The following is a 22,826-nucleotide window of genomic DNA, read 5'->3' on the forward strand; positions in this document are numbered from 1 at the left end:
GTTCGAGAAGATCAATCTCCACCAGGACTAGAAGACCTAACCAAACCCTGTCCACCGAAACGGGGGAACTCCAAAATGGCGGGCAGTGCGCAACTGGACCCAAGCGCTCGCCGCGTTCAAGACCTACTTCGAAGACCGCATCCCCGACTGACACCAACCCATGTCACCGCGGCTGCACACACTTCAACGGACACCCTCGCTGAGCGGCCGCACACACTTCACCGGACACCCTCCGTGGTCTCACGGGGCCGCGCTCGCGCGACCCCGTCCGGCTGCCACTCGCAGCATGAGGCCCACGGCGACGGCGGCTAGCAAAGCGAGGTAGATCTCGAAACCGCCGCCGTGAGCGGCGGAACATACTTGGACAACGCTATCTCCGTCGACCGTGCGCTCGCATTGCTTGGGGAGCCCCCACAGCACCGGTGTCGCCGCAAGCGCAAGCAGCGCGCCAACCGGGCTTGTTGCCGAGAACAACACGGTGAATGCGAGGAGCACGCTGAACAGCCCGAGCCCCGTCTCGGGCTGTTGCGCCACAAGTGTCCACAACCCTATCCAGCAGGCCGCAGTGATAAGCCTGACCGTGTTCTTCACGCTAGCGCCCGTAGATGTGTCGGACACCTTGGACGTCACCGAGGGCGAGAACGCGCTTGCGTCGCGCCGAGAACGCGCAGGTGTCGGCGCGCGGGTACATAACGGACCGACCGTCGTTGATGTGCTCCAGCCCAAGGGCGTGCCCGAACTCGTGCGTCGATACCTGCCAGATGTCGTACCCGCTCGAGGTGCTGCACGAAGTCAGGGTCGAAGACCAAGTCTTCCGGCGATCGAAGACGATATCGACCTCTTCGATCGGACGTGCGCCGGTGACGCGCTGACCTCGGATCGTAATGGCGCACGCGATCGGCTCAGCCGTTTCTTCCCTCTCCGCACAGTCCTGATCGACGACCTTTCCTGTTGAGAACGCGACGACGTTTTTCCTATCGTCGTGGTTGCCGACAGATGCGGTACTGGTCGTGCTTTCGACTGTTGCTCTGAACCGATCCGTCTTCCGCTCGCCGCATTCGTCCAGCGTCTGTGTCCAAGTCCGGCCACCGTCGATGAGCCGGGCGGTCACTCGCTTGCGGGCCTTCTCGCTTGTCCCCGGATGGTTCGCGGGGTTGATCTCGTACTTCATCTCGTCGCTCGGCCATTTGCGGAATGGATTGCCCGTGCGGAAGTCGCCAGCAGCGCATCGCGTGCTGCTGCTGTCGGACGAGGCGCGGCTTGAGCGAGCAACGACCGAGGGTTCCTTGCCGAGCAACTTAGTTGGCGGGAGTGTGGCTGCCAGGAGCCGGCTTTGCGTGGTCGACCAGCCCGCATTCCATACCGAGTCGGATGGGTTTGGGTAGATCCAGGAGCCCTGAATGACCCGCCCGTCGTTCAGGGCACGGATCGAGCCCGTGAACAAGCGCAACGGGCCCGAGGGCGTCTCGACCAGGTTTACGACCTGCCCACGGAGGAACCCGCCCTGGGGATCGCAGCGGAAAACGCTGTACTCGTCGTTCGATGAGAAGACCGTTGTTTCAACCCCGCCCACCCAGGCGCCGGTCAGGACCAGCGCGGCGTCTTCAGCGTCGTCGTCCTCCACCAGGCACGGTCGAGTGGTTGGCAGGACGCCCTCGGTCGTTAGGCGGGGTGTTGCGATCGCGGCTCGCTGGCTCGTGCTCGGGCTAGCACCGTTGGTTGTGATGTTGAAGGCCCGACGCGCTACGTTGTTCGCAGCGTCGGTCACGAGAATCTCCGCGCTGTGCGTCCCGACCGCGTACTGCCGCGGATCGAAGGTCCAGATTCCTTCTTTGTCGCACGCATCGCCGCATTCCTCACTATCGAGGTAGCGCGTGATCCCGTCGACCCGCAGCTCGACACGAGCTACGCCGGAGTGTTGGTCGCTTGCGTCAAACCAGAGGTCATCCGTATCGTCGGCGCCGAACGGCTGGCCGTTGGAAATGCGTTCCCATGCGGGACCATCGAGGGTCACGCTCGGCTGCACCGTGTCACGACGCACCTTCCACGTCGAGCTGAATGCGGCGGTGCCGTACTGGTTGCCTTCGTACTGGTGGGCGCTGGCGCGTACGGTGTTGATGCCTTCGGGGAGGACGTCGAGCTTGTAGGTGAGGCGGCCGTTGGGGAAGCTGTTGCCGTTGGCGTCCTTGCTCGTGGCGGTGTCGAAGGTCGCGGGGCAGACGGCGCGGCGGTTGCCGCGGCAGAGGCTGTTGTTGACGAGGCTGAGCCAGTAGCCGTCGAGGACGTTGCCGGTGTTGGGGTCGCCCTTGTCGGTGCGGGCGACACCGACAGCTTTCAGGCCGAGTCCTTGGTCGGCGGCGATCAGGCGGACTTGGGCTTCGGTCTGGTTGGTCCAGCGGCCGTCGTAGGTGTGCTCGCTGGCGGAGATGGTCGGGGGGCGGCGGTCACCGAGGTAGAGGGTGACGCCGCTCATGCTGACCAGGCCCGGGCCGGCGTTGCGGGCGTAGGTGCCGCGCATCTCGATCCCGAAGACGACCGCGTTGCCCTCAGCGTTGCCGGTGTGGGTACGGGCGTACCCGGTGAAGTTGCCGGTGTCGTGGAACAGCGACTCCCACCGTGCGCCGGGGGTGTTGAAGATGCCGGTGAAGAGGATGTTGCCGGCGTCCATCTGGTCCAAGCCGGTCAGGTCGGCGCGGTAGATGTAGGTCGTCGGCGAGGTGGTCCAGGCCCACTGGCCCACGGCGCCGTTGTTGTAGGTGCCGAACTGGAAGGCGCCGACCTGCAGGCCGGTCTTGTTGCAGCAGTTACGGGCGAAGGAGAAGTTGGTCAGGCCGCCCTGCAGGAACTGCGCGCTGCCCCACCCGTCTCCGGTGTTCCAGTCGCCGCCGCTCCAGGTCTCGGTCACCTGAGGGTCGATGAGCAACGGGTACTGAAGATCCAGGGAACGATGAGGGAACCGCACGATGATCGTGTCGCCGTCGATCTCGTAGAAGGTCGGCACGGCCTCGTCATCAGCGTCGACGGTGACCGGCGGCTCGACGCGCGCGAGGACCTCGTCGCCGTCGACGATCTCGACCGCCTTGGGGGCGGTCGAGTCCTCGGCGGTGATCGGGCCCGTCGTCGTGGCCAGTCCCTCATCCGCCAGACGCAGACGAGCGCCCCGCGGAAGCCCGACGCGCAGGCGCACGGACTCCGGGCTACTAGCGGAGCGTGCCTGCCACAGGTACTGGGCGCCCATCGTCGTGGGCTGGACGATCTGGTCCAAGTCGGTCCCGACACCCTCGGCGAACAGCCGGTCGGCCTAGATCTCACCCTCGACGACGTCGACGAGCGGAGTGAAGGTGATGCCGGTCTGCTGCAGGTACAGCGGCCCGGCCGAGCTCTTGGAGAGCGAGAAGTCGATCAGCGGGTTGCTCGCGACGACCGCCGTGCCCTGCTCCTGCAAGTCCAGGCTCACCCGGCGCTCAGCCCCGGTCGTGTCGGTGTCGCGCATCGGTACGAACGTCTTCGCGACGACCGGCTCGGCGCCGTCGCGAAGGATCTCGGCCTGGAAGTCGTTGCGATAGCCGCCAAACCGCTCGCCAGCCTGCAACCGCAGCGGCGACCACACATCGGCCTTCAAGGGCGTGAAGGAGCGGCGCGCAAGCGCACGCGCCTCACGGCGTGACAGCTGACGGAACCGCGTCCGCGACTGTCTACGTGCCTCGCGGGCCTCGGCGCCAGACCGGCGTGTCCGGCGCGCTTCGCGTCGCTCTTGCGCTCGCGTTGACGACTGCTCAAACCGCTCTTGATCGCCGCGCCCGGGCGTCTGCGCTCCGGCGTGCCCGACTGGGAGAAAGACCAGGATGGCGATGGTCGCCGCGACGAGCGCGACGGAGCTGACGTACCGAGCGAGCAATCCCTGCCCACCGAACACACGACGCAACATGAAGCCTCGGAGCTTCTAGAAGATGCGAACCCAAGAGCGCCAACGCGGCCGATGAACCAGAATGGCGACACGGGCCGACGCTTGGCGCGTTCGCGCTGCACGCACGACCTCGAGAGCGCACTCGTGCGTCCGCACGAGTGCCCGTTCTCAGACGAAATGGCACCAGGATGCACGCTCGTTAGCAGTGGCCCGCGTCAGCCGCGCTGGCAGGCGGGGCACCAGAACAGCGTGCGCATCGCGAGCTCCTCGCGCGTCACCGGCCCGCCGCAGGCCAGGCAGGCGCTGCGCCGGTAGACGACCACGCGCTCGCCGCGGCGCAGCCGCGAGCGGGGCTTGCCGGCGGGGGCGAGCTCGGGCGGCGTGGTGACGATGCGGTTCAGGCGCACGCCCTCGCGCAGCATCGCGACCGTCGTGTCCCACAGCGCCCGGACCGTGTCGGCCGGGACCTCGCGGGCCGGCGTGTACGGGTCGACGCGACAGGCGTGCAGCACCTCGGCCCGGTACACGTTGCCGATCCCGGCGACGACCGCCTGGTCCAGGAGCGCGGCGCCGATCGGGATCCGGCGCCGCGCGAGGTTCGCGGCGAACGCGTCCGGGTCGCCGTCGCGGCGCAGCGGGTCCGGGCCCAGGCGGGCCAGCAGCGCGTCCTCCTGGGCGGGGTCCAGCAGCTCCGAGGCGGTCGCGCCGCTGAGGTCGACCGCGAGCGCGTCGGGGTCCTCGGCGGGCACGAGCCGCAGCCGCGTCGTCGCGCGCGGCTGCGGGATCGGGGCCTTGCGGCGCGTCACGAACCGCCCGAACAGCCCGAGGTGCACGTGCACCGCGCCCTCGACCCCGGCGAAGCGGTAGAGCAGGTGCTTGCCGTGGGCGTCGACCGCGTCGAGCACGCGCCCGTCGACCGCCTGGGCGGCGGCGGACGCCCGGCCCTGCGGCGAGGTGACGTGCAGCGCCTGGCCGCCCAGCAGCCTGGTGTGGTCCCGCGCGAGGCGGTGGATCGTGTGGCCCTCCGGCATCACCAGGGATACGGCGCTCAAGCCGCGCGGACCACGGCCGACCACGGGGACGTGCACCGCTTCCTCGAGCCCGGTGTCGTCGCCGACGTCGTCCTGGACGGCGGCTGGCGACGGCACGTCCACGTCAGCCACGCCGGCGATCCCGTGCTCGTGCGCTCGATCGAGGGCGGCACGCTGCTCCCCGGCACGCTGCGGTTCTGCCCCGCCGCGCTGGAGTGGCGCGTCGGCTCCCGCGCCGCCCGGCTGGACGGCGTGCTCACCGCCCACGGTGACGGCTTCGCGCTGACGCCCGTCGGTGCCGCGCACACGATCCAGCGCCGGCGCTTCGTGCGGGTCGCCGCCGAGCTGCCCGCCGCGCTCGTGGCCGAGGACCGGCGCGTGCTGGCGCGCACGCGCAACGTCTCGATCGGCGGGATGCTCCTCGCCGGCGTGCCCGACCTGCGGCTCGACGAGCGCCTGCGCTTCGCGCTCGAGCTCGGCGAGGACGCGACGGTCGCCGGGACCGGGCGCGTCGTGCGCGGCGCGCCGGACGGCACGCGCGGCGTGCAGTTCGAGGACCTCGACGGCCGCTCCGAGCGGGCGCTCGCCCGCTTCGTGACCGAGCGCCAGCGCTCGCTGGCCGCCGCGCTCTGACCGTCGCTCAGCCGGGCAGGCGCAGCGGGTCGGTGGCCGGGTCCGCCTTCGGGCACTCCCGGCCGATGCGCCGCATCACGCCCCAGAAGTCCACGAGCTCCGGGTAGACGATCGGCTTGCCGCTGGTCACCAGCGCGCACGCGGTCGCGCGCGCCGGGTCCGCCCAGCCGATCGTGTTCGAGTAGCCGAGGTGGCCGAACACCTGCTCGGTGTCGGGCCCGTAGATGCTCAGCAGCTGCGCGCCGAGCATGAACCCGAGCGAGTAGCGGGTCGGGAAGCCGAGCGTGAAGTCGATCTCGCGGTAGGACTGCTCGGTGACCGCCCGGCGGATCGTGCGCGGCTCGAACACCTCGACGCCGTCGAGCGTCCCGCCCGCCCGCAGCAGCTCGAAGAACCGCGACAGCTCGAACGCGCTGGCCACCCCGTTGCCCGCCGGGATGATCCCGGTGAGGAACCGCGGGTCGTTGGCGAGCGCGGGGATGTCGTCCGGGTGCTTGCCGAGCGCGCGCAGCAGCAGCGTCGACACGGGCGGCAGGCTCGGGGCGCCCGTCGCGTAGGACCAGCCGACCTCGTCGACGCGGTCGGCGGGCACGCCGTAGTTGGTGAAGTCGAAGCCGAGCGGGTCGAGGATCTCGCGCGCGAGGACCGTGCGGATGTCGTCCCCGGTGACGCGGCGCACGATCTCGTCGACGATGAAGCCGCCGGAGATCGCGTGGTAGGCGAGCGCCTTCCCGGGCCGCGAGAGCGGCCGCGCGTCGCACATCGTCCGCACGACGAGGTCGTGGTCGTCGATGTTCTCGAGGTCGAGCATCTCGGTCGGCACGTTCGGCACGCCCGCCCGGTGGGAGAGCACGTGCGCGATCGTCACGCCCTCCTTGCCGTGCGCGGCGAACTCGGGGACGTACTCGCAGACGCGGTCGCCGATGTGCAGCACCCCGCGCTGGTCGAGCAGGTGGGCGACCATCGCGGTGATCGCCTTGGACGCCGAGTAGATGACGAACGGCGTGCGGGTCGTGACGGGCACCCGCTCGACGTCCGGCCCGTCCGCGGGACCGTTGCCGCGCGCGTGGCCGATCGCCCGGTCCAGGACGACCTGCCCCTCGCGGCGCACCGTCAGCTGGATCGCCGGGTGCACGCCGGTGCGGTAGAGCACGCGGATCGCCGCCCACATCCGCTCGACGTTGTCGCGCGTCATGCCGACCGCGGCCGGGTCGACCTCCTCCCCGACGCTCGTGATCGCGTCGAGGTCCTTCGGCACGCGGATCCGCCGCAGCGGGTCGGGGCCGATCGGCAGGCGAGGGATCAGCTGGGGCATCGCGGCGGCACCGTACCGTGTGGGGATGCCCACGGTCACCGCGCGTCCCGTGCTGCCGCCCGGCCCGACCGTCGCCCCGGTCCGGCAGTCGCTCGCCTGGATCGCGCGGCCGATGGCGTTCATGGAGCGCTGCCGCGCCGCGCACGGCGACGTCTTCACCGCGCGGATCTTCGGGGACCAGCCGCTGGTCTTCGTCGCGGACCCGGGGCTCGTGCGCGACGTGCTCACCGGGGACCCCGACGTGCTGCGCGCCGGGGAGGGCAACGCGATCCTGCGCCCGGTCGTGGGCTCGCGGTCGCTGCTGCTGCTTGACGGCGCCGACCATCTCGCGCAGCGCCGGATGATGCTCCCCGCGTTCCACGGCGACCGGATCGACGCGTACGTCGGGCTGATGCGCACGGCGACCGCGCGGGAGGTCGACGGCTGGCACGACGGCCCGGTCGCCGCCTGGCCGCGGATGCAGGCGATCACGCTGGAGATCGTCGTCGCCGCCGTGTTCGGCGTGACCGAGCCGACGCGCGCCGCCCGGCTGCGCGACGTGCTCGCGCGGATGCTCGACGACCTCGCCGCGCCGACGAAGCTCGTGCGCCTGGCGCTCGCCACCCGCGGCGCGCGGCGCGGGGAGAGCGACGCGGCGCTCGAGCCGTTCCGGCGCGCGACCCGCGGCGTCCACGCGCTGCTGCAGGAGGAGCTCGACCGCCGCCGCGGAGCCGACGGCGGGCAGGACGTCCTGTCGCTGCTGCTGGCCGCCCGCGACGAGACCGGCCGCGGCCTCACCGACGAGGAGGTGCGCGACCAGCTGATCACGCTGCTGGTCGCCGGGCACGAGACGACCGCGACGACGCTCGCCTGGGCGCTGGAGCGGCTCGTGCGCCACCCGGCGGCGCTGCACCGCGCGGTGCAGGAGGCCGACGACGGCGGGCACGCGTGGCTCGACGCGGTCGTGCGCGAGACGCTGCGGCTGCGGCCCGTGCTGCCGATCGTCGTGCGCCACACGACCGCCCCGGTGCGGCTCGGCGACCACCTGCTCCCCGCCGGGATCGACGTCGCGCCGTGCATCCACCTGCTGCACCGCCGGCCCGACGCCTGGCCGGACCCGCACGCGTTCCGGCCGGAGCGGTTCCTCGACGACGGCGGCCGCGACGCGTACACGTGGCTGCCGTTCGGCGGCGGTGTGCGCCGCTGCCTGGGCGCCTCGTTCGCGCTGGTGGAGGCCCGCGTGGTGCTGGCCGAGCTGCTGCGCCGGGTGACGGTCCACGCCGTGCGCGAGCGGCCCGAGCGGGTCGCGCGGCGGGCGATCACCCTGACGCCGTCCCGGTCCGCCACGATCGGCGTCACCCGTCGCATCTGATCCGGGCGCGGGAGCGGGCCCGTCGGACCGTGCTCCGGACCGCCGTCGTGCGACTATCCCTGCAGCGGTCCAGCAGGCAGGCATGGGAGGAACATCGGTGGAACTCGTACCCAAGGTCATCAGCCGTCCGGCCGCGCGCATCGGCGCGGCGGCCCAGAACGCCCTCGAGGTGGCGCGCTTCGGCGGCCTGGAGACCGACGACGAGCACGCCCCGTTCGAGGTCGTCGCCGAGCAGCGCGTCTACCGCCTGCGCCGCTACTTCCCGCCGCAGGACGAGCGCCGCCTGGGCTCCGCGCCGCAGGACCGCCCGGCGATCGTGCTGGTGCCGCCGATGATGCTGTCGGCCGAGGTCTGGGACGTCTCCCCGCAGGCGTCGGCCGTGCGCGACCTGCACGCCGCCGGCATCGACCCGTGGGTCGTCGACTTCGGCGCGCCCGAGCACGAGGAGGGCGGCCTGCAGCGCACGCTCACCGACCACGTGCTGGCCGTCAGCGAGGCGTGCGACCGTGTCGGCGCCGCGACCGGCCGCGACGTGCACCTCGGCGGCTACAGCCAGGGCGGCATGTTCTGCTACCAGGCCGCCGCGTACCGCCGGGCCGAGGGCCTGGCGTCGCTGATCACGTTCGGCAGCCCGGTCGACACGCGCGGCGTCCTGCCGTTCGGCCTGCCCGAGGAGGTCTTCAACGGGGCGGCGAACGTCGTCGCCGCGCTGCTCGGCCGCGCCGCGCTGCCCGCCTGGGCGAGCCGGACCGGCTTCCGCCTGCTCGACCCCGCGAAGTCCGTGCGCCAGCGCGTCGAGTTCGTCATGGCGCTGCACGACCGCGAGGCGCTGCTGCCGCGCGAGAGCCAGCGCCGGTTCCTCGCCGGGGAGGGCTTCGTCGCCTGGTCCGGTCCCGCGATCGCCGAGCTGATGCGCGGCTTCGTCGCGCACAACCGGATGCTGCAGGGCGGCTTCGTCATCGACGAGCGGCTCGTGACGCTCGCCGACATCGCCTGCCCGTGCCTGTGCTTCGTCGGCGAGGTCGACGAGATCGCGCCGCCGCCCGCGGTCCGCGCGATCCAGCGCGCCGCCCCGCGCGCGAAGGTCTACGAGAAGAGCCTGCGCGCCGGGCACTTCGGCCTCGTCGTCGGCAGCACCGCAGGCCGCGAGAGCTGGCCGGCCGTGGCCGAGTGGCTGCAGTGGTGCGACGGCGGCAAGCAGGGCCCGCCGCCCACCGGCATCGCGCCGATGATCGGCGGCGAGCTGACCGAGACCGGTCGGGGCGGTGGCGTCGGCTACCAGCTGGAGCTCGCGGCGGACGTCGGCTACGGCCTGGCGAAGTCGGTGCTCGGCGGCGCGAGCCGCACGGTCCGCTCCGTGCGGGAGGTCGCCCGCGAGGCGGCGACGCAGCTGCCGCGCCTGGCGCGGCTCGAGCAGATCGCGCCGGGCACCCGGATCTCGCTCGGCCTGCTGCTCGACGAGCAGGCCAAGCGCTCCCCCGGCTCCGTCTGCTTCCTGTTCGAGGACCGCGCGCACTCCCACCGCGACGCGAAGCGCCGCATCGACAACGTCGTGCGCGGCCTCGTGTCGATCGGCGTGCGGCAGGGCGAGCACGTCGGCGTCCTCATGGAGACGCGGCCGTCGGCGCTCGTCACGGTCGCGGCGTTGTCGCGTCTGGGCGCCGTCGGCGTGCTGCTGCGCCCGGACGGCAACCCGACCCGGGAGGCGGAGCTCGGCCAGACGACGAAGATCATCGCCGACCCGGACAACATGCACATCGCGCTGCGCGCCGAGGGCGCGCACGTCTACGTGCTCGGCGGCGGCGGCGAGGACCGCGACCTCGGGCCCGACGTCACCGACATGGAGCGCATCGACCCGGACGCGGTCGAGCTGCCCGCCTGGTACCGGCCGAACCCCGGGAAGGCGTCGGACCTCGCGTTCGTCCTCTTCACCGGCGAGGGCGACCGCACGCGCGCCGCGCGCATCACGAACCGTCGCTGGGCGCTGTCGGCGTTCGGCACCGCGTCCTCCGCCTCGCTGGGCGAGGGCGACACGGTCTACTCGGTCACCCCGATCCACCACCCCTCCGGCCTGCTGATGTCGATCGGCGGCGCGGTGGCGGGCGGCTCGCGGCTGGCGATGGCCCGCGAGTTCGACCCCGACACGTTCTGGGACGAGGCGCGGCGCTACGGCGTCACGGTCGCGGGCTACACGTGGACGCTGCTGCGCGCGCTCGTCGAGGCGCCGCCGCATCCCGCCGAGAAGCACCACGGCGTGCGGCTGTTCATCGGCTCGGGCATGCCGCGCGGCCTGTGGCGGCGGGTGCTCGACCGCTTCGCGCCCGCCCGCGTCATCGAGTTCTACGCCGCGACCGAGGGCGACGCGATCCTCGTCAACCTGACCGGCGCCAAGCCGGGCGCGCTCGGCCGCCGGCTCCCGGGCTCGGCCGAGGTGCGGGTGGCCGCCTACGACCCGAGCGAGGGCCGGCTGCTGGAGGGCCCCGACGGGCTGGCGCGGGTGTGCGACGACGACGAGGTCGGGATGCTGCTGTCGCGGCTGGAGCCCGGCGTGCCCACGACCGGGTCGCCGCTGCGCGGCGTCTTCCAGCGCGGTGACGCGTGGCTCGCGACGGGGGACCTGTTCCGGCGCGACGCCGACGGGGACCACTGGCTCGTCGACCACGTCCCGGCGCTGATGAAGACCGACCGCGGTCTCGTCGCCGCGACCCCGATCGTCGACGCGCTGTACGACCTGCCCGCCGTCGACCTGGCGATCGCCTACGGCGTGCGCCCGCGCGAGGGCCAGGAGGAGCTGGCGGTGGCGGCGGTCACGGTCCGGCGGGGCCAGACGCTGACGGTCGCCGAGATCGAGGACGCGCTCGGCGTGCTGGCGATCGACCAGCGGCCCGCGATCGTGCACGTCGTCGACGAGATCCCGGTGACGACGTGGTACCGCCCGACCGCGGGCCCGCTGCGCGCCGAGGGCGTCCCGGCGGCGAACGCCGCGGGCCGGCCCAAGACGGTCTGGTACCGCGAGAGCGGCCGCGCGGGCTACAAGCCGCTGACGATCGCCGCGCGGCGCAAGCTCGTCGGCGTCGCGCCGACGAAGACGCCGGCCTGAGCCGCCCGGCCACCTGCCCGCGCCGCCCCGGACCGGGGCGCGCGGGCCGCGTGCGCCTGCCCGCCTGGCGGGGGCCGCGCGTGCCGCGGCGCACGCTGCGGCGGGGCGGTCGACTGTGCGATCGATCACCCCTACCGACATATAAATTTATAGGTCGGTAACGTGCGGCGCGTGAGCACCGCTCGCCCCCCGCGACTGCCCCGCGCCGAGCGCGAGGCCCAGATCCTCGACGTCGCCCACGCGCTGTTCGCCGCGCGCGGCTTCGGGGCCGTCACGATGGACGAGGTGGCCGCCGAGGTCGGCGTCACCAAGCCGCTGCTCTACACGTACTTCGGCAACAAGGAGCGCCTGTTCCTCGCGTGCGTCGCGCGCGGCGGCACGAAGCTCCAGGCCGCGGTGACCGAGGCGTTCACGACCGCCCCCGACCCGGGTGAGAGCCTGCGGTCCGGGATGCGCGCGTTCCTGGAGTTCCTCGACGCCGACCGCGCCGCGTGGCAGGTCCTCTACGACCCCACCGTCCCGGTCGGCGGCGAGATCGAGCTCGAGATGGACCGCCATCGCGAGCAGCTCGCCGCACTCGCCGCCGCCGCCGTCCAGGGCGTCCTGCCCGGACACTCCGCCGCCGAGGCGGACGCCATGGCGCACGCCCTCCTGGGCGCCGCCGAGGGCCTCGGCCGCTGGTGGCTGCGCAACACCGAGGCGCTCACCGCCTCGGAGGTCGCCGACCTCCTCATCACCACCGTCGAGCCGGGCATCGCGCGGCGCGCACGGACCTGACCCGACCCCCCCTCACGAGACCAAGGACCAACACAGAGATGCCCGACAAGCCCCGCCGCGTCGCCATCATCGGCGGCAACCGGATCCCGTTCGCGCGGTCCAACAGCGCCTACGCGCAGGCCTCCAACCAGGACATGCTCAGCGCTGCGCTCGACGGCCTGGTCACCCGCTTCAACCTCGAGGGCGAGCGCATCGGCGAGGTCGTCGCCGGTGCCGTGCTGAAGCACAGCCGCGACTTCAACCTCACGCGCGAGACCGTCCTGGGCAGCCGCCTCTCGGCCGAGACGCCCGCGATCGACATCCAGCAGGCGTGCGGCACCGGCCTGCAGGCCGTCATCCAGGTCGCGAACAAGATCGCGCTCGGGCAGATCGACTCCGCCATCGCCGGCGGCGTCGACACGACCTCCGACGCGCCGCTGGCGCTCGGCGACGACCTGCGCCAGATCCTCATCGGCCTGAACAACGCGAAGACCAACGCCCAGCGCCTGAAGCTGCTCGCCGGCCTGCGTCCCGGCCAGCTGATCCCCGCGATCCCCCGCAACGAGGAGCCGCGCACCGGCCTCTCGATGGGCGAGCACGCGGCCCGCACCGCGCTGCAGTGGGGCGTCACCCGCGCCGAGCAGGACGAGCTCGCCGCGCGCAGCCACCAGCGCCTCGCCGCCGCCTACGAGCGGGGCTTCCAGGACGACCTGCTCACCCCCTACCTCGGTCTGACGCGCGACCAGAACCTGCGCCCGGACTCGAGCGTCGAGAAGCTCGCGAAGCTGAAGCCCGTCTTCGGCGGCCCGGACGGCACGATGACCGCGGGCAACTCCACGCCGCTGTCCGACGGCGCCTCCGTGGTGCTGCTCGCCAGCGAGGAGTGGGCCAAGGAGCGCGGCCTGCCGGTCCTCGCGTACTTCGCCGGCGCCGAGACCGCCGCGGTCGACTACGTGCACGGCGACGACGGCCTGCTCACCGCCCCGGTCTACGCGCTGCCGCGGCTGCTCGAGCGCGACGGCTCGAAGCTCGGCGACTTCGACCTCTACGAGATCCACGAGGCGTTCGCCTCGCAGGTCATCGCCACGCTGAAGGCCTGGAGCGACCCGGTCTTCGGCAAGGAGCGGCTCGGCCTCGACGGCGCGTTCGGCGAGATCGACCCCGACAAGCTCAACGTCAACGGCTCCTCCCTGGGGGCCGGCCACCCGTTCGCCGCCACCGGCGGCCGGATCGTGGCCGCGCTCGCGAAGGAGCTCGACCAGCGCGGCGGCGGCCGCGGCGTCATCTCCGTCTGCGCGGCCGGCGGTCAGGGCGTCGTCGCGATCCTCGAGAAGTAGCCAGGAGGCCACAGAGACATGCCCGACACCTACACCCAGATCGCGACCAACTCGATCGGTCGCAAGGTCATCCAGCAGCTGGGGCTCCCCGCCCCGGTCATCCTCGAGCGCCACGAGCCCGGCGACGCCGTCGTGGAGGGCACCGTGCTGCTCGGCGCGGCCCCGGGCGGCCGGCTCGCCGGCCCGATCGCCCAGGTCCTCGAGCGCGTCGGCGCCGAGGCGGCGACCGAGCTGCGCGACGACCTGCGCACCGCCGCGGCGGACGCGGGCCTGGACGCCGCCGTCTGGAACCCGCAGGCCCCGGCCGACCAGCGCTTCAAGGCGCTCGTGTTCGACGCGACCGGCATCACCGACTCCACGCAGCTGCAGGAGCTGCACGCCTTCTTCCAGCCGACGTTCCGCCGCGTGAAGAGCTGCGGCCGCGTCATCGTGCTGGGCACGCCGCCCGAGCATGCCGACTCGCCGCGCGAGGCCACGGCGCAGCGCGCGCTGGAGGGCTTCACGCGCTCCGCCGGCAAGGAGGCGCGCGCGGGCACCACGGCGCAGCTCGTCTACGTCGCCCCCGGCGCCGAGGACCAGCTGTTCACCACGCTCGCGTTCCTGCTCTCCCCCCGCTCCGCGTACGTCAGCGGTCAGGTCGTGCGGATCGGCGAGGCGAAGGACCCGTCCACCGCGGACCTCGTCGCGCCGCTCGCCGGCAAGGTCGCGCTCGTCACCGGGGCGGCGCGCGGTATCGGCGCCGCGATCGCCCAGACGCTGCACCGCGAGGGCGCGACGATCGTCGGCCTCGACGTGCCGCAGCTCGGCGCGGACCTGCAGGCCGGGATGGACTCGATCGGCGGCACCGCGATCGAGGCGGACATCACCGCCGAGAGCGCCCCGAAGGACATCGTCGCCGCGCTGAAGAAGGCCCACAAGGGCGGCATCGACATCGTCGTCCACAACGCGGGCATCACGCGCGACAAGACGATCGGCGGCATGAAGCCCGAGGGCTGGGGCCTCGTCGTCGACGTCAACCTCTCGGCGGAGGAGCGGCTCAACGACGCGTTCCTGGCGACCGACACGATCAAGGACGGCGGCCGGATCGTCTGCGTGTCCTCGATCTCCGGCATCGCGGGCAACAACGGCCAGACGAACTACGCCACCTCGAAGGCCGGCGTCATCGGCATGGTCCAGTCGCTCGCGCCGGTGCTCGCCGACCGCGACATCACGATCAACGCGGTCGCCCCCGGGTTCATCGAGACCCAGATGACCGCGAAGGTGCCGCTGCCGATCCGCCAGGCGGGCCGTCTGATGAACAGCATGAGCCAGGGCGGCCTGCCGGTCGACGTCGCCGAGACGATCGCCTGGTACGCCTCACCGGGCTCGTCGGGCCTGACCGGCAACGTCGTGCGCGTCTGCGGCCAGTCGCTGCTGGGGGCCTGACCATGGCCGCGGCCAAGACGAAGACGCTCGACGCCACCCCCGGCGTCGGCGCCAACTACCTCAAGGCGTTCGGGGCGATGCTGCCCGGCATCGGCCGGCTGCCGCTGTTCCCCGGCGGCGGCACGGGCCTGCCGGAGCTCGTGCTGGAGATCCCGTCGGTGGAGACGGACCTCGACCACCTCGCGGCGTACTGCCGCGTCACCGGGTTCACGCTGCGCGACACGCTGCCGCTGACGTACCTGAACGTCCGCGCGTTCGCGGTCCACATCGCGCTGATGACCGACCCGGCGATGCCCTTCGGCCCGGTCGGCCTCGTGCACCTGACGAACACGATCACCCAGCACCGTCCCGTCACCGTCCGCGAGACGCTGTCGCTGAAGGTCTGGGCGACCGGTCTGGACCCGCACCCCAAGGGCCGCACGCTCACGCTCCACACGGAGGCGCGCGCGGGCCGGGAGCTCGTCTGGTCGGCGCAGTCGACGATGCTGCGCCGCGGGCCCGCGGGCCCGGGCGACGCGCCGAAGGCGGCCGCGACGCCCACCACCGTCGTCGCGCCCGAGATCGCCCCGTCGGTCACGTGGAAGCTGCCCGAGGACCTCGGGCGCCGCTACGCGGCCGTGTCCGGCGACCGCAACCCGATCCACCTGAACGCGTGGACCGCCAAGCCGTTCGGCTTCCCGCGCCACATCGCCCACGGGCTGTGGACCAAGGCGCACGCGGTCGCCGCGCTGGAGGGCACGCTGCCCGACGCGTGCACGGTCCACGTGCAGTTCCGCAAGCCCGTCCTGCTCCCGACCACGGCGCGGTTCGGCAGCGTCGTGCAGGACGGCACGACGTTCTTCGCCGTCCAGGACCGCAAGGGCTCCGCGCACCTGGAGGGCACCGTCACGGCGGTCACCGCGACGCCGCGCAAGGCCGCGCCCAAGCGCGGCACGCCCGCCCGGCGCACGCCGGCGGCCGCGGCCGACCAGGCGGCGCCCGCCGCGAAGAAGCCGGCCACCAAGCCTCGCAGCACCGCGGCCGGGAAGCCCGCCGCGAAGCCCCGCAGCACGGCGGCGAAGACGACCGCCGCGAAGAAGCCGGCGGCGAAGAAGCCGGCCACCACCACGAAGAAGACGACCACCAGGAGGACGACGTCATGAGCGTCGCTGATCGCAGCATGGGCCTGGGCCTCCAGGCCCTCCGCAAGCTCGCCTCGTTCGAGCTCATCGACCGCGTGGGTCTGCGCGGGCCGACCGAGCAGATCGTGTACCAGGCGTCGAAGAACGGCTTCAAGGGCGCGACCGTCGCGGGCCGCACCTTCGCCCGCGTCAGCGGCGCCGGCAAGCCGACCCGCGCCCGCGTGTCCGGGGGCAGCGACCTGTTCGACCTCACGCCCGACGACGACCAGCAGATGCTGGTCGAGGTCATGCGCGAGGTCGCGGCCGGCGAGCTGCGTCCCGCGGCGCTGAAGGCCGACGAGGCGTGCGCCGCCCCGCAGGAGGTGCTCGACCAGGGCACCGAGCTCGGCCTCGCGCTGCTCGGCGTGCCGGAGGACCTCGGCGGGACCGCCGCCGAGCGCTCCGCGGTGACGACGGTGCTCGTGACCGAGCAGCTCGCCCACGGCGACATGGGCCTGACCGTCGCCCTCCTGGGCACGAGCGCGGTCTCGACCGCGCTGGGCCTGTGGGGCGACGCCGACCAGCAGGCGACGTACATGCCCGCGTTCACCGGCGACGACGTCCCCTGTGCCGCGTTCGCGGTGCTCGAGCCGCAGCCGCTGTTCGACCCGTTCGCGCTGAAGACGACCGCCCGCCTGGACGGCGAGGGCTACGTGCTCGACGGCGTCAAGTCGATGGTCGCGCGCGCCGCCGACGCGGAGGTCCTGCTCGTCGCCGCGCACCTCGAGGGCCACGGCCCGGCGCTGTTCCTCGTGAGCAGCGGCGAGACGAGCGGCCTGACGGTGGAGGCGAACCCGGCGATGGGCCTGCGGGCCGCCGCGACGGAGACGCTGCACCTCGAGGGCGTCAAGGTCGGCCCGGACGCGCTGCTGGCGCAGGGCGACCCGGCCGTCTACGCGCAGGCGATCCACCGTGCCCGGCTCGGCTGGTGCGCGGCGACCGTCGGCACCGCCCAGGCGGTCCTCGACCTCGTCATCCCGTACGTCAACGAGCGCGTCGCGTTCGGCGAGCCGGTCAGCCACCGGCAGGCGGTCGCGTTCGCGGTCTCCGACATCGCCATCGAGCTCGAGGGCATGCGCCTGGCGACCTACCGGGCGGCGAGCCTGGCCGACCAGGACAAGGACTTCGCGCACGCGACCGCGATCGCGCGGCAGCTCTGCGCGACGAAGGGCATGTACATCGGCTCGCAGGGCGTTCAGCTGCTGGGCGGCGCGGGCTACATCAAGGAGTACCCGGTCGAGCGCTGGTACCGGGACCTGCGGGCCACGGGCGTGATGGAGGGCGCCCTGCTCGTCTAGCCATCGGCGACGAGGAGAACGACCGACATGATCAATCTCGAGACCCCCAAGAAGTTCCGGCCGCTCGTGGAGCAGGCCCATCAGGTCGCGGTGCACGTGATGCGCCCGATCAGCCGCAAGTACGACACCGCCGAGCACGAGCGCCCGGTCGAGCTGGACATGCTCGCCAAGCTCATCGACGGGATGAACGACGGCGGCGAGACCGGCGGCGCGGGTGCCGCGGGCGTCGGCTCGCGCGACAGCGCCGAGCAGAACGGCAACGGCAACGGCGCCGGCCCGAAGAACAAGAACGGGTCGAACATGTCGACCGCGCTGTCGATCATGGAGACCTGCTGGGGCGACGTGGGCCTGACGCTCGCGATCCCCGGCCAGGGCCTGGGCAACTCCGCGATCGCCGCGGTGGCCACCGACGAGCAGCTCAAGCGCTACGGCGGCAAGTGGGCGTCGATGGCGATCACCGAGCCCGAGTCGGGCTCCGACAGCGCCTCGATCCGCACGACCGCGGTGCTCGACGAGGAGACCGGCGAGTACGTGCTCAACGGCGAGAAGATCTACGTGACCGCGGGTGAGCGCTGCGAGCTCGTCGTCGTGTGGGCGTCGCTGGACCGCTCGATCGGCCGCGCGGCGATCAAGTCGTTCATCGTCGAGCGGTCGAACCCGGGCATGAAGCTCGACCGGCTCGAGCACAAGCTCGGCATCCGGGCGTCGGACACGGCCGCGTTCCGGCTGGAGGACTGCCGCGTGCCGAAGGAGGCGCTGCTCGGCAACCCGGAGATCGACACGAAGAAGGGCTTCGGCGGCGTCATGCAGACGTTCGACAACACCCGGCCGCTCGTCGCGGCGATGGCGGTGGGTGTCGCGCGGGCGTGCCTGGACCACACGCGCGAGGTCCTCACCGGCGCGGGCGTGGAGCTCGACGCGGACCGCCCGGCGCTGACGCAGTCCGCGGCGGCCGCGAAGTTCCTGGCGCTGGAGGCCGACTACGAGGCGGCGCGGCTGCTGACCCTCCAGGCGACCTGGATGGCCGACAACCGCAAGCCCAACTCGCTGCAGGCCTCGCTGGCCAAGGCGAAGGCGGGCCGCACGGGCGTCGATGTCGCGCTCGGCTGCATCGAGCTGTGCGGCGCGCACGGCTACGACGAGACCGAGCTGCTGGAGAAGTGGTCGCGCGACGCGAAGATCCTCGACATCTTCGAGGGCACGCAGCAGATCCAGCTGCTCATCATCGCCCGCCAGCTGCTGAAGAAGACGAGCGCCGAGCTCAAGTAGCCGGTCCCGCTGCTGCGCCGTGGCTCACCGGTTCGGTGAGCTGCGGCGCACGCGTCTACCATCGGCGGATGGGAACACCGCGGATCACCGACGAGCTCGTCGCGGAGGTCGCGGCGGAGCTGCGCGACCGTTACGGGTTCGACTCCGATGACCTCCGCGCCCTCGGCGCCGCGCTCGCTGGGCGCGACTCGGATCGCCGCGCGTCGGAGAACCGCGCGTTCGCCGCGCGGTTCGTGGCCGAGCACCCGGACACCTTCGACCGACTCTCCCGCTGATGATCCCGCGTTGGCGTCCGACGGTGGAGGACTACCTCGACCTCGCGGCCGTCGTGCTCGACACGGAGCACGGGACGCTGGCACGGCTTCCGCGCGCCGCGCTGGCCGAGTCCGCGGTCGAGGCGCCGTTCGCCTCCTTCGGCGGCCAGGAGGCCTACCCGGACCTGGTCGAGCAGGCGGCGGTGCTGGTCGAGCACCTGGTGCAGAATCACCCGCTTCCCGACGGGAACAAGCGTGCGGGCTTCCTGATGGCGGCGCGGTTCCTCGAGGCCAACGGTCGACCGTGGGGTCCGCAGGACGTGGAGCGGGACGCCGGGCTGATCGAGGAGCTCGCCGCGGGCCGCGTCTCACGGGCCGCGGTCACGGCCTGGATCACCGAGCGCAGCGGCTGAGCGCTACTGGACGGACGCCGCCGCGTCGTCGAACGCCTCGGCACCGAGCGCCTCGCGCAGCTGGCCGAAGCGCACGCGGCGGGTGCTGGACCCCCGGGCGGGGATCGCGAGGTTCACGGCGCGGCCGTCGAACTCGCCGGTGATCGTGACGGGCACGTCGGTGATGACGCCGAGGTCGCGGGTCTCGATGCCGATCGGCTCGAGCACCTCGGGGGCGGCGCGCAGGCCCTCGCAGGCGGCCGCGGCGTCCGGCCAGGTCCCGCCGTCGGGCTCGCAGCGCAGCGTGAACGCGCGCGTGGAGCGGGGGCCCTGCAGCGTGATCGACAGCGACGACGCCGCCGTGACGTCGCGGGCGCGGTCGGTGCTGCCATCGCCGTCGTCGCCGCAGGCGGCGAGCCCGAGCAGCAGCGCCGTCGCGGCGGCGCCGAGGAGGACACGGGTCGTGGTCATGCGGTCAGCCCCAGTCGCTGGCGGACGCGCGCGGAGAGCAGCGCGCCCCGGTCGATGCCGGTGTCGGTCACGTACGGCTCGTCGGGCGCGGCGGGCCCGAGGGTCTCCCCCGCGCGGAACTGGTCGAGCGTCAGGTCGATCTCGATGCCGCCGGGCAGCCGGTTCCACGCGTGGCGCTCGCCGTCGATGTGGCTGCCGAAGACGTCGGCCATGAGGATCTCCCCGCCGAGCAGCTCGCGCAGGACGATCGAGGTGACCGCGCACTGGCCGCGGGTGGGCACCTCGGGCGTCCACTCGTCGGGGTCGTCGCTGGTGTCGCGGCCCCACGACTCGCGGATCGCCGCCTCGATCGCGGCCAGGGTGAGCGTGGTGGTCTCGGGCATCCGTCCGCCACGCTAGCGGGCCGGGCCGCTCAGGGGGTCGTCGTCCAGCTGGCGCGCGGGTCGGGCAGCGGCGTGAGGTTCGCGACGATCGCGTCGCGGTGGGGCTCGAGCTGCGGCGGCAGGATCACGACCTCGCCGAGCCGCTCGAGCGGCACGTCGACGGTGAAGCCCGGCTCGTCGTCGGAGAGCTCGAAGAGCACGCCACTGGGCTCGCGGTAGTAGATCGCCTTGAAGTAGTGGCGGTCGATGATCGGGCTGGACTGCACGCCGGCCTGCTGCAGCCGCGCGAACCATGCCGGGTGGTCCTCGACCGTCGTGCCCCAGGCGACGTGGTGCACGGTACCGGCCCCGGGGATCGCCATCGCACCGGCGGGCGCCGGGTCGTAGGTGATCGTGCCGCCGCGACGCTCCCCGCGCAGCTCCCAGGTGCCGGGGCGCAGCTCGCGGGCGCCCATGAGCCGCTCCAGCAGCGCGCGGGAGCGCTCGGGGTCGTGCGTGTAGGCGCGCACGCCTTCGAAGCCGAGGAGGGCGTGCTCCGACGGGATCTCCGGATGGTGGGCGGCGAGCGGGGCGTCGGTGGTGTCGGCGACGACGAGGCCGATGCCGAGGCCCTCGGGGTCGGCGAAGACGAGGCCGTCGCGGCCGGTGACGTCGTCGGCGGCGCGCTCGGCGGTGATCCCCTCGGCGGCGAGCCGCGCGGTCCAGAAGTCGAGTGCGGCGGAGGAGCCGACGCGCCAGACGACGCGGTGGACCATGCCGGCCGCGGGGCGACCGCGGCGCGCTCCGGGGTACTCGAAGAACGTCATGTCGCTGCCGGGCCGGCCGTGCTCGGAGGCGTAGAAGAGGTGGTAGACGGACGGGTCGTCCTGGTTGACCGTCTTGGCGACGAGCCGCAGGCCGAGGACGCGCGCGTAGAAGTCGACGTTCCCGGCGGCGTCACCGGTGATGGCGCTGATGTGGTGGATGCCCTCGAGCTGCATGGCGTGCCCTCCCGTCCGATGTGATTGCACACGCAACTTTATCACGCGGCGCTTGACATTCTCTGCTTACTTGTATTTACTTATTTCACGCAAGTAAACGAATCGAGGAGATCAGATGGACACGCCATCGACCACCACCCCGCAGGACAAGCAGATCACCGTCGACGTCCCCGCCGACCGCGTCCCCGAGTTCTACGCGTTCTACGCGCGCTTCCTCGCGGGCCGGCCGCGTCCCGGACGCCGCGGCCGCGGCCACCGCGGCGGCCCGCAGGGCCACCGCTGCGGCCACCCCCACCACGACCGCCACGGCGCCGACGCGCGCGACGCGCGGCCCCGGCCCGCGCAGGCCTGATGGCCGACAAGGCCATCACGGTCGACGTCCCGGAGGACCGCGTCCCGGAGTTCTACCTCTGGTTCGCGGCCTTCCTGGCGTCGGAGCCGGGCGCCCCCGTTCCCGGCGGCCGGCCGGGCCCCGGACGTGGTGGCCCGTTCGGCCCCGGCGGTGGCGAGCCCGGCCATCGCCGGCGCCGGGGCTGGGTTCCGCCGGTCGAGGACGCCGCCCCGTGGACGGCCGACGACACCGCCGAGGCCGCCTGGCTCTACGGCAAGCTCGCGCCCCCCGCGCGCGCGCTCTTCGACGCGCTGCTGGCCGCGCCCGGCACGCGGATCGCGGGCAACGACCTCGCCGCCCGCCTCGGGCTCGAGAAGGGCGCCCACGGCGTCGCGGGCATCCTCGCCTGGCCGGGCCGGTACTGCCGCAAGCTCGGCCGCGTCATGCCCGTCTCCACCGCCGGCCGCGACGACGGCGGCACCGACTACTACATGGAGCCCGAGGTCGCCGCCGTGTTCGCGGCCGCGGTCTCCGCCCGCTGACCGGCGGCGGCCCCCGGCACGGCCCGTAGCATCGGGTCGTGCCCGCCGCCCCCGACCCCCACGCGGCCGACGCCGACATCGGCCGCAGCGACCGCACGCTCGTCGCCCTCGCGGCCACGCGCGTGCCAACGCGACTGCGCCCGCGGTTCGCGCCGCTGCTGCGCCGCGGCGACCTCGCCGTCCTGCACGGCCTCGCCGAGGGCCTGCGCTTCCCCGTCGTCGCGGTCCCGCCCGGCCATCCGCACACGCGGCTGCTCCTGCTCGGCGACCTCGAGGCGCCGGTGCAGGAGGCGCTGCGCCGCTCCGTGCCCCCCGGGTCGGTGGTCTACGACATCGGCGCGAACATCGGCTTCTTCAGCGCGCTCGCCGGCCGCCTGACCGGGCCGACCGGGCGGGTCGTCGGCTTCGAGCCCGTCCCGCGGATCGCGGACCTCGCGCGCGCCGCGATCGCCCGCAACGGCCTCGCCGGACACGTCGAGATCCGCACCCAGGCGGTCGCCGCGACCGCCGGCACCGCCGCGCTGCACGTCGTCGGCGAGGCGTCGTGGTCGCACCTGGCCAGCCGCGGTCGTCACCCGGACACCGTCGCGACGATCGACGTCGAGGTCGTCGCCCTCGACGCGCTGCTGCAGGACGGCACGCCCCCGCCCGACGTCGTGAAGCTCGACGTGGAGGGCGCGGAGGTCGAGGCGCTGCGCGGCGCCACCGCGCTCCTGCGCGACCACCGACCCGTGCTCGTCGTCGAGCTGCACGACACCAACGACGAGGTCGCCGACCTGCTCGAGGACGCCGGCTACCGGCTGGAGAACCTCGACGGGCCCGAGCCCGTGCGGCAGGCCGGCGCGGTGCGGCTCCTCGCCCGGCCGAGCCGCGGCGTGACCACGTCGTGAG

General features: G+C 73.0%; 22 protein-coding genes. 14 read left to right on the forward strand and 8 right to left on the reverse strand.

The genetic code is table 11. The features are described from left to right. Window positions 1-240 precede the first annotated feature (240 nt). From C7Y72_RS00005 to C7Y72_RS00020, 4 genes are all read right to left on the reverse strand, one after another. Window positions 241-591, reverse strand: a complete 351-nt coding sequence (locus C7Y72_RS00005) for a hypothetical protein (protein WP_107566583.1) — start codon at window positions 589-591, stop codon at window positions 241-243. A gap of 1 nt (window position 592) precedes the next feature. Continuing rightward, on the reverse strand, window positions 593-3,265 hold the full coding sequence (locus C7Y72_RS00010) for a matrixin family metalloprotease (protein ID WP_107566584.1): 2,673 nt from the start codon (window positions 3,263-3,265) through the stop codon (window positions 593-595). A 36-nt stretch (window positions 3,266-3,301) separates the two neighbouring features. Further along, window positions 3,302-3,928, reverse strand: a complete 627-nt coding sequence (locus C7Y72_RS00015) for a hypothetical protein (protein WP_146175196.1) — start codon at window positions 3,926-3,928, stop codon at window positions 3,302-3,304. 194 nt (window positions 3,929-4,122) lie between these two features. Continuing rightward, entirely contained in the window at window positions 4,123-4,959 is an 837-nt protein-coding gene (locus C7Y72_RS00020; RefSeq protein ID WP_199223808.1) for an Fpg/Nei family DNA glycosylase, read from the reverse strand. 30 nt (window positions 4,960-4,989) lie between these two features. Here C7Y72_RS00020 and C7Y72_RS00025 point away from each other — a divergent pair, with 30 nt between their 5' ends. Further along, the gene (locus tag C7Y72_RS00025; RefSeq protein ID WP_158276541.1) at window positions 4,990-5,571 is read left to right on the forward strand and encodes a flagellar brake protein; all 582 of its coding nucleotides are present in this window, start codon (window positions 4,990-4,992) and stop codon (window positions 5,569-5,571) included. Window positions 5,572-5,578: 7 nt separating this feature from the next. On the opposite strand, the gene C7Y72_RS00030 is transcribed toward C7Y72_RS00025, so the two are convergent. Continuing rightward, on the reverse strand, window positions 5,579-6,886 hold the full coding sequence (locus C7Y72_RS00030; RefSeq protein WP_107569483.1) for a serine hydrolase domain-containing protein: 1,308 nt from the start codon (window positions 6,884-6,886) through the stop codon (window positions 5,579-5,581). Between the two features lie 25 nt (window positions 6,887-6,911). On the opposite strand from C7Y72_RS00030, the gene C7Y72_RS00035 reads away from it, so the two are divergent. From C7Y72_RS00035 to C7Y72_RS00080, 10 genes are all read left to right on the forward strand, one after another. Further along, the gene (locus C7Y72_RS00035; RefSeq protein WP_158276542.1) at window positions 6,912-8,237 is read left to right on the forward strand and encodes a cytochrome P450; all 1,326 of its coding nucleotides are present in this window, start codon (window positions 6,912-6,914) and stop codon (window positions 8,235-8,237) included. Between the two features lie 82 nt (window positions 8,238-8,319). After that, window positions 8,320-11,337: an AMP-binding protein gene (locus tag C7Y72_RS00040; protein ID WP_107566588.1), complete on the forward strand. Its 3,018-nt coding sequence runs from the start codon at window positions 8,320-8,322 to the stop codon at window positions 11,335-11,337. A 171-nt stretch (window positions 11,338-11,508) separates the two neighbouring features. After that, a complete protein-coding gene (locus C7Y72_RS00045) occupies window positions 11,509-12,114 on the forward strand; it encodes a TetR/AcrR family transcriptional regulator (protein ID WP_158276543.1) in 606 nt (201 codons plus the stop codon). Between the two features lie 38 nt (window positions 12,115-12,152). Further along, window positions 12,153-13,430 carry an acetyl-CoA C-acetyltransferase gene (locus C7Y72_RS00050; protein WP_107566590.1) on the forward strand — a complete coding sequence of 426 codons (1,278 nt, stop codon included), beginning with the start codon at window positions 12,153-12,155 and terminating at the stop codon, window positions 13,428-13,430. Window positions 13,431-13,448: 18 nt separating this feature from the next. After that, a complete protein-coding gene (locus C7Y72_RS00055; RefSeq protein WP_107566591.1) occupies window positions 13,449-14,855 on the forward strand; it encodes a 3-oxoacyl-ACP reductase in 1,407 nt (468 codons plus the stop codon). A 2-nt stretch (window positions 14,856-14,857) separates the two neighbouring features. Beyond that, entirely contained in the window at window positions 14,858-15,997 is a 1,140-nt protein-coding gene (locus C7Y72_RS00060) for a MaoC family dehydratase (protein WP_107566592.1), read from the forward strand. A gap of 17 nt (window positions 15,998-16,014) precedes the next feature. Then, entirely contained in the window at window positions 16,015-17,313 is a 1,299-nt protein-coding gene (locus C7Y72_RS00065) for an acyl-CoA dehydrogenase family protein (RefSeq protein ID WP_107566593.1), read from the forward strand. A gap of 27 nt (window positions 17,314-17,340) precedes the next feature. Then, on the forward strand, window positions 17,341-18,582 hold the full coding sequence (locus C7Y72_RS00070; RefSeq protein WP_107566594.1) for an acyl-CoA dehydrogenase family protein: 1,242 nt from the start codon (window positions 17,341-17,343) through the stop codon (window positions 18,580-18,582). A gap of 68 nt (window positions 18,583-18,650) precedes the next feature. Further along, window positions 18,651-18,857 (forward strand): hypothetical protein, encoded by a 207-nt coding sequence (locus C7Y72_RS00075; RefSeq protein WP_107566595.1) that lies wholly within the window; start codon window positions 18,651-18,653, stop codon window positions 18,855-18,857. Next, window positions 18,857-19,249 (forward strand): type II toxin-antitoxin system death-on-curing family toxin, encoded by a 393-nt coding sequence (locus tag C7Y72_RS00080; RefSeq protein ID WP_107566596.1) that lies wholly within the window; start codon window positions 18,857-18,859, stop codon window positions 19,247-19,249. The genes C7Y72_RS00075 and C7Y72_RS00080 overlap by 1 nt, the downstream gene beginning before the upstream one ends. Window positions 19,250-19,252: 3 nt before the next feature. On the opposite strand, the gene C7Y72_RS00085 is transcribed toward C7Y72_RS00080, so the two are convergent. From C7Y72_RS00085 to C7Y72_RS00095, 3 genes are read right to left on the reverse strand one after another with little or no spacing between them, the layout of a single operon-like run. Next, entirely contained in the window at window positions 19,253-19,699 is a 447-nt protein-coding gene (locus C7Y72_RS00085) for an SSI family serine proteinase inhibitor (RefSeq protein ID WP_107566597.1), read from the reverse strand. After that, window positions 19,696-20,082 carry a YunG family protein gene (locus C7Y72_RS00090; protein WP_107566598.1) on the reverse strand — a complete coding sequence of 129 codons (387 nt, stop codon included), beginning with the start codon at window positions 20,080-20,082 and terminating at the stop codon, window positions 19,696-19,698. The genes C7Y72_RS00085 and C7Y72_RS00090 overlap by 4 nt, the downstream gene beginning before the upstream one ends. 29 nt (window positions 20,083-20,111) lie before the next feature. Continuing rightward, window positions 20,112-21,062 carry a VOC family protein gene (locus tag C7Y72_RS00095; RefSeq protein WP_107566599.1) on the reverse strand — a complete coding sequence of 317 codons (951 nt, stop codon included), beginning with the start codon at window positions 21,060-21,062 and terminating at the stop codon, window positions 20,112-20,114. 115 nt (window positions 21,063-21,177) lie between these two features. Here C7Y72_RS00095 and C7Y72_RS22955 point away from each other — a divergent pair, with 115 nt between their 5' ends. The 3 genes from C7Y72_RS22955 to C7Y72_RS00110 are packed head-to-tail and all read left to right on the forward strand — an operon-like array spanning window position 21,178 to window position 22,825. Then, window positions 21,178-21,414: a hypothetical protein gene (locus tag C7Y72_RS22955; protein WP_107566600.1), complete on the forward strand. Its 237-nt coding sequence runs from the start codon at window positions 21,178-21,180 to the stop codon at window positions 21,412-21,414. After that, window positions 21,414-21,935, forward strand: a complete 522-nt coding sequence (locus C7Y72_RS24095) for a DUF6416 domain-containing protein (protein ID WP_107566601.1) — start codon at window positions 21,414-21,416, stop codon at window positions 21,933-21,935. The genes C7Y72_RS22955 and C7Y72_RS24095 overlap by 1 nt, the downstream gene beginning before the upstream one ends. 38 nt (window positions 21,936-21,973) lie before the next feature. Next, window positions 21,974-22,825, forward strand: coding sequence for an FkbM family methyltransferase (locus tag C7Y72_RS00110; RefSeq protein ID WP_107566602.1), 852 nt, complete (start codon window positions 21,974-21,976; stop codon window positions 22,823-22,825). The last annotated feature ends 1 nt before the right edge of the window (window position 22,826 follow it).

The sequence above is a fragment of the Paraconexibacter algicola genome (genome assembly GCF_003044185.1).
GTDB lineage: Bacteria > Actinomycetota > Thermoleophilia > Solirubrobacterales > Solirubrobacteraceae > Paraconexibacter > Paraconexibacter algicola.

Coding starts and splice junctions, on each gene's coding strand:
- C7Y72_RS00015 (WP_146175196.1), bottom strand. CDS start 3,928: ATGTTGCGTCGTGTGTTCGGTGGGCAGGGATTGCTCGCTCGGTACGTC.
- C7Y72_RS00040 (WP_107566588.1), top strand. CDS start 8,320: ATGGGAGGAACATCGGTGGAACTCGTACCCAAGGTCATCAGCCGTCCG.
- C7Y72_RS00070 (WP_107566594.1), top strand. CDS start 17,341: ATGATCAATCTCGAGACCCCCAAGAAGTTCCGGCCGCTCGTGGAGCAG.
- C7Y72_RS24095 (WP_107566601.1), top strand. CDS start 21,414: ATGGCCGACAAGGCCATCACGGTCGACGTCCCGGAGGACCGCGTCCCG.
- C7Y72_RS22955 (WP_107566600.1), top strand. CDS start 21,178: ATGGACACGCCATCGACCACCACCCCGCAGGACAAGCAGATCACCGTC.
- C7Y72_RS00065 (WP_107566593.1), top strand. CDS start 16,015: ATGGGCCTGGGCCTCCAGGCCCTCCGCAAGCTCGCCTCGTTCGAGCTC.
- C7Y72_RS00080 (WP_107566596.1), top strand. CDS start 18,857: ATGATCCCGCGTTGGCGTCCGACGGTGGAGGACTACCTCGACCTCGCG.
- C7Y72_RS00095 (WP_107566599.1), bottom strand. CDS start 21,062: ATGCAGCTCGAGGGCATCCACCACATCAGCGCCATCACCGGTGACGCC.
- C7Y72_RS00030 (WP_107569483.1), bottom strand. CDS start 6,886: ATGCCCCAGCTGATCCCTCGCCTGCCGATCGGCCCCGACCCGCTGCGG.
- C7Y72_RS00050 (WP_107566590.1), top strand. CDS start 12,153: ATGCCCGACAAGCCCCGCCGCGTCGCCATCATCGGCGGCAACCGGATC.
- C7Y72_RS00075 (WP_107566595.1), top strand. CDS start 18,651: ATGGGAACACCGCGGATCACCGACGAGCTCGTCGCGGAGGTCGCGGCG.
- C7Y72_RS00035 (WP_158276542.1), top strand. CDS start 6,912: ATGCCCACGGTCACCGCGCGTCCCGTGCTGCCGCCCGGCCCGACCGTC.
- C7Y72_RS00055 (WP_107566591.1), top strand. CDS start 13,449: ATGCCCGACACCTACACCCAGATCGCGACCAACTCGATCGGTCGCAAG.
- C7Y72_RS00085 (WP_107566597.1), bottom strand. CDS start 19,699: ATGACCACGACCCGTGTCCTCCTCGGCGCCGCCGCGACGGCGCTGCTG.
- C7Y72_RS00060 (WP_107566592.1), top strand. CDS start 14,858: ATGGCCGCGGCCAAGACGAAGACGCTCGACGCCACCCCCGGCGTCGGC.
- C7Y72_RS00090 (WP_107566598.1), bottom strand. CDS start 20,082: ATGCCCGAGACCACCACGCTCACCCTGGCCGCGATCGAGGCGGCGATC.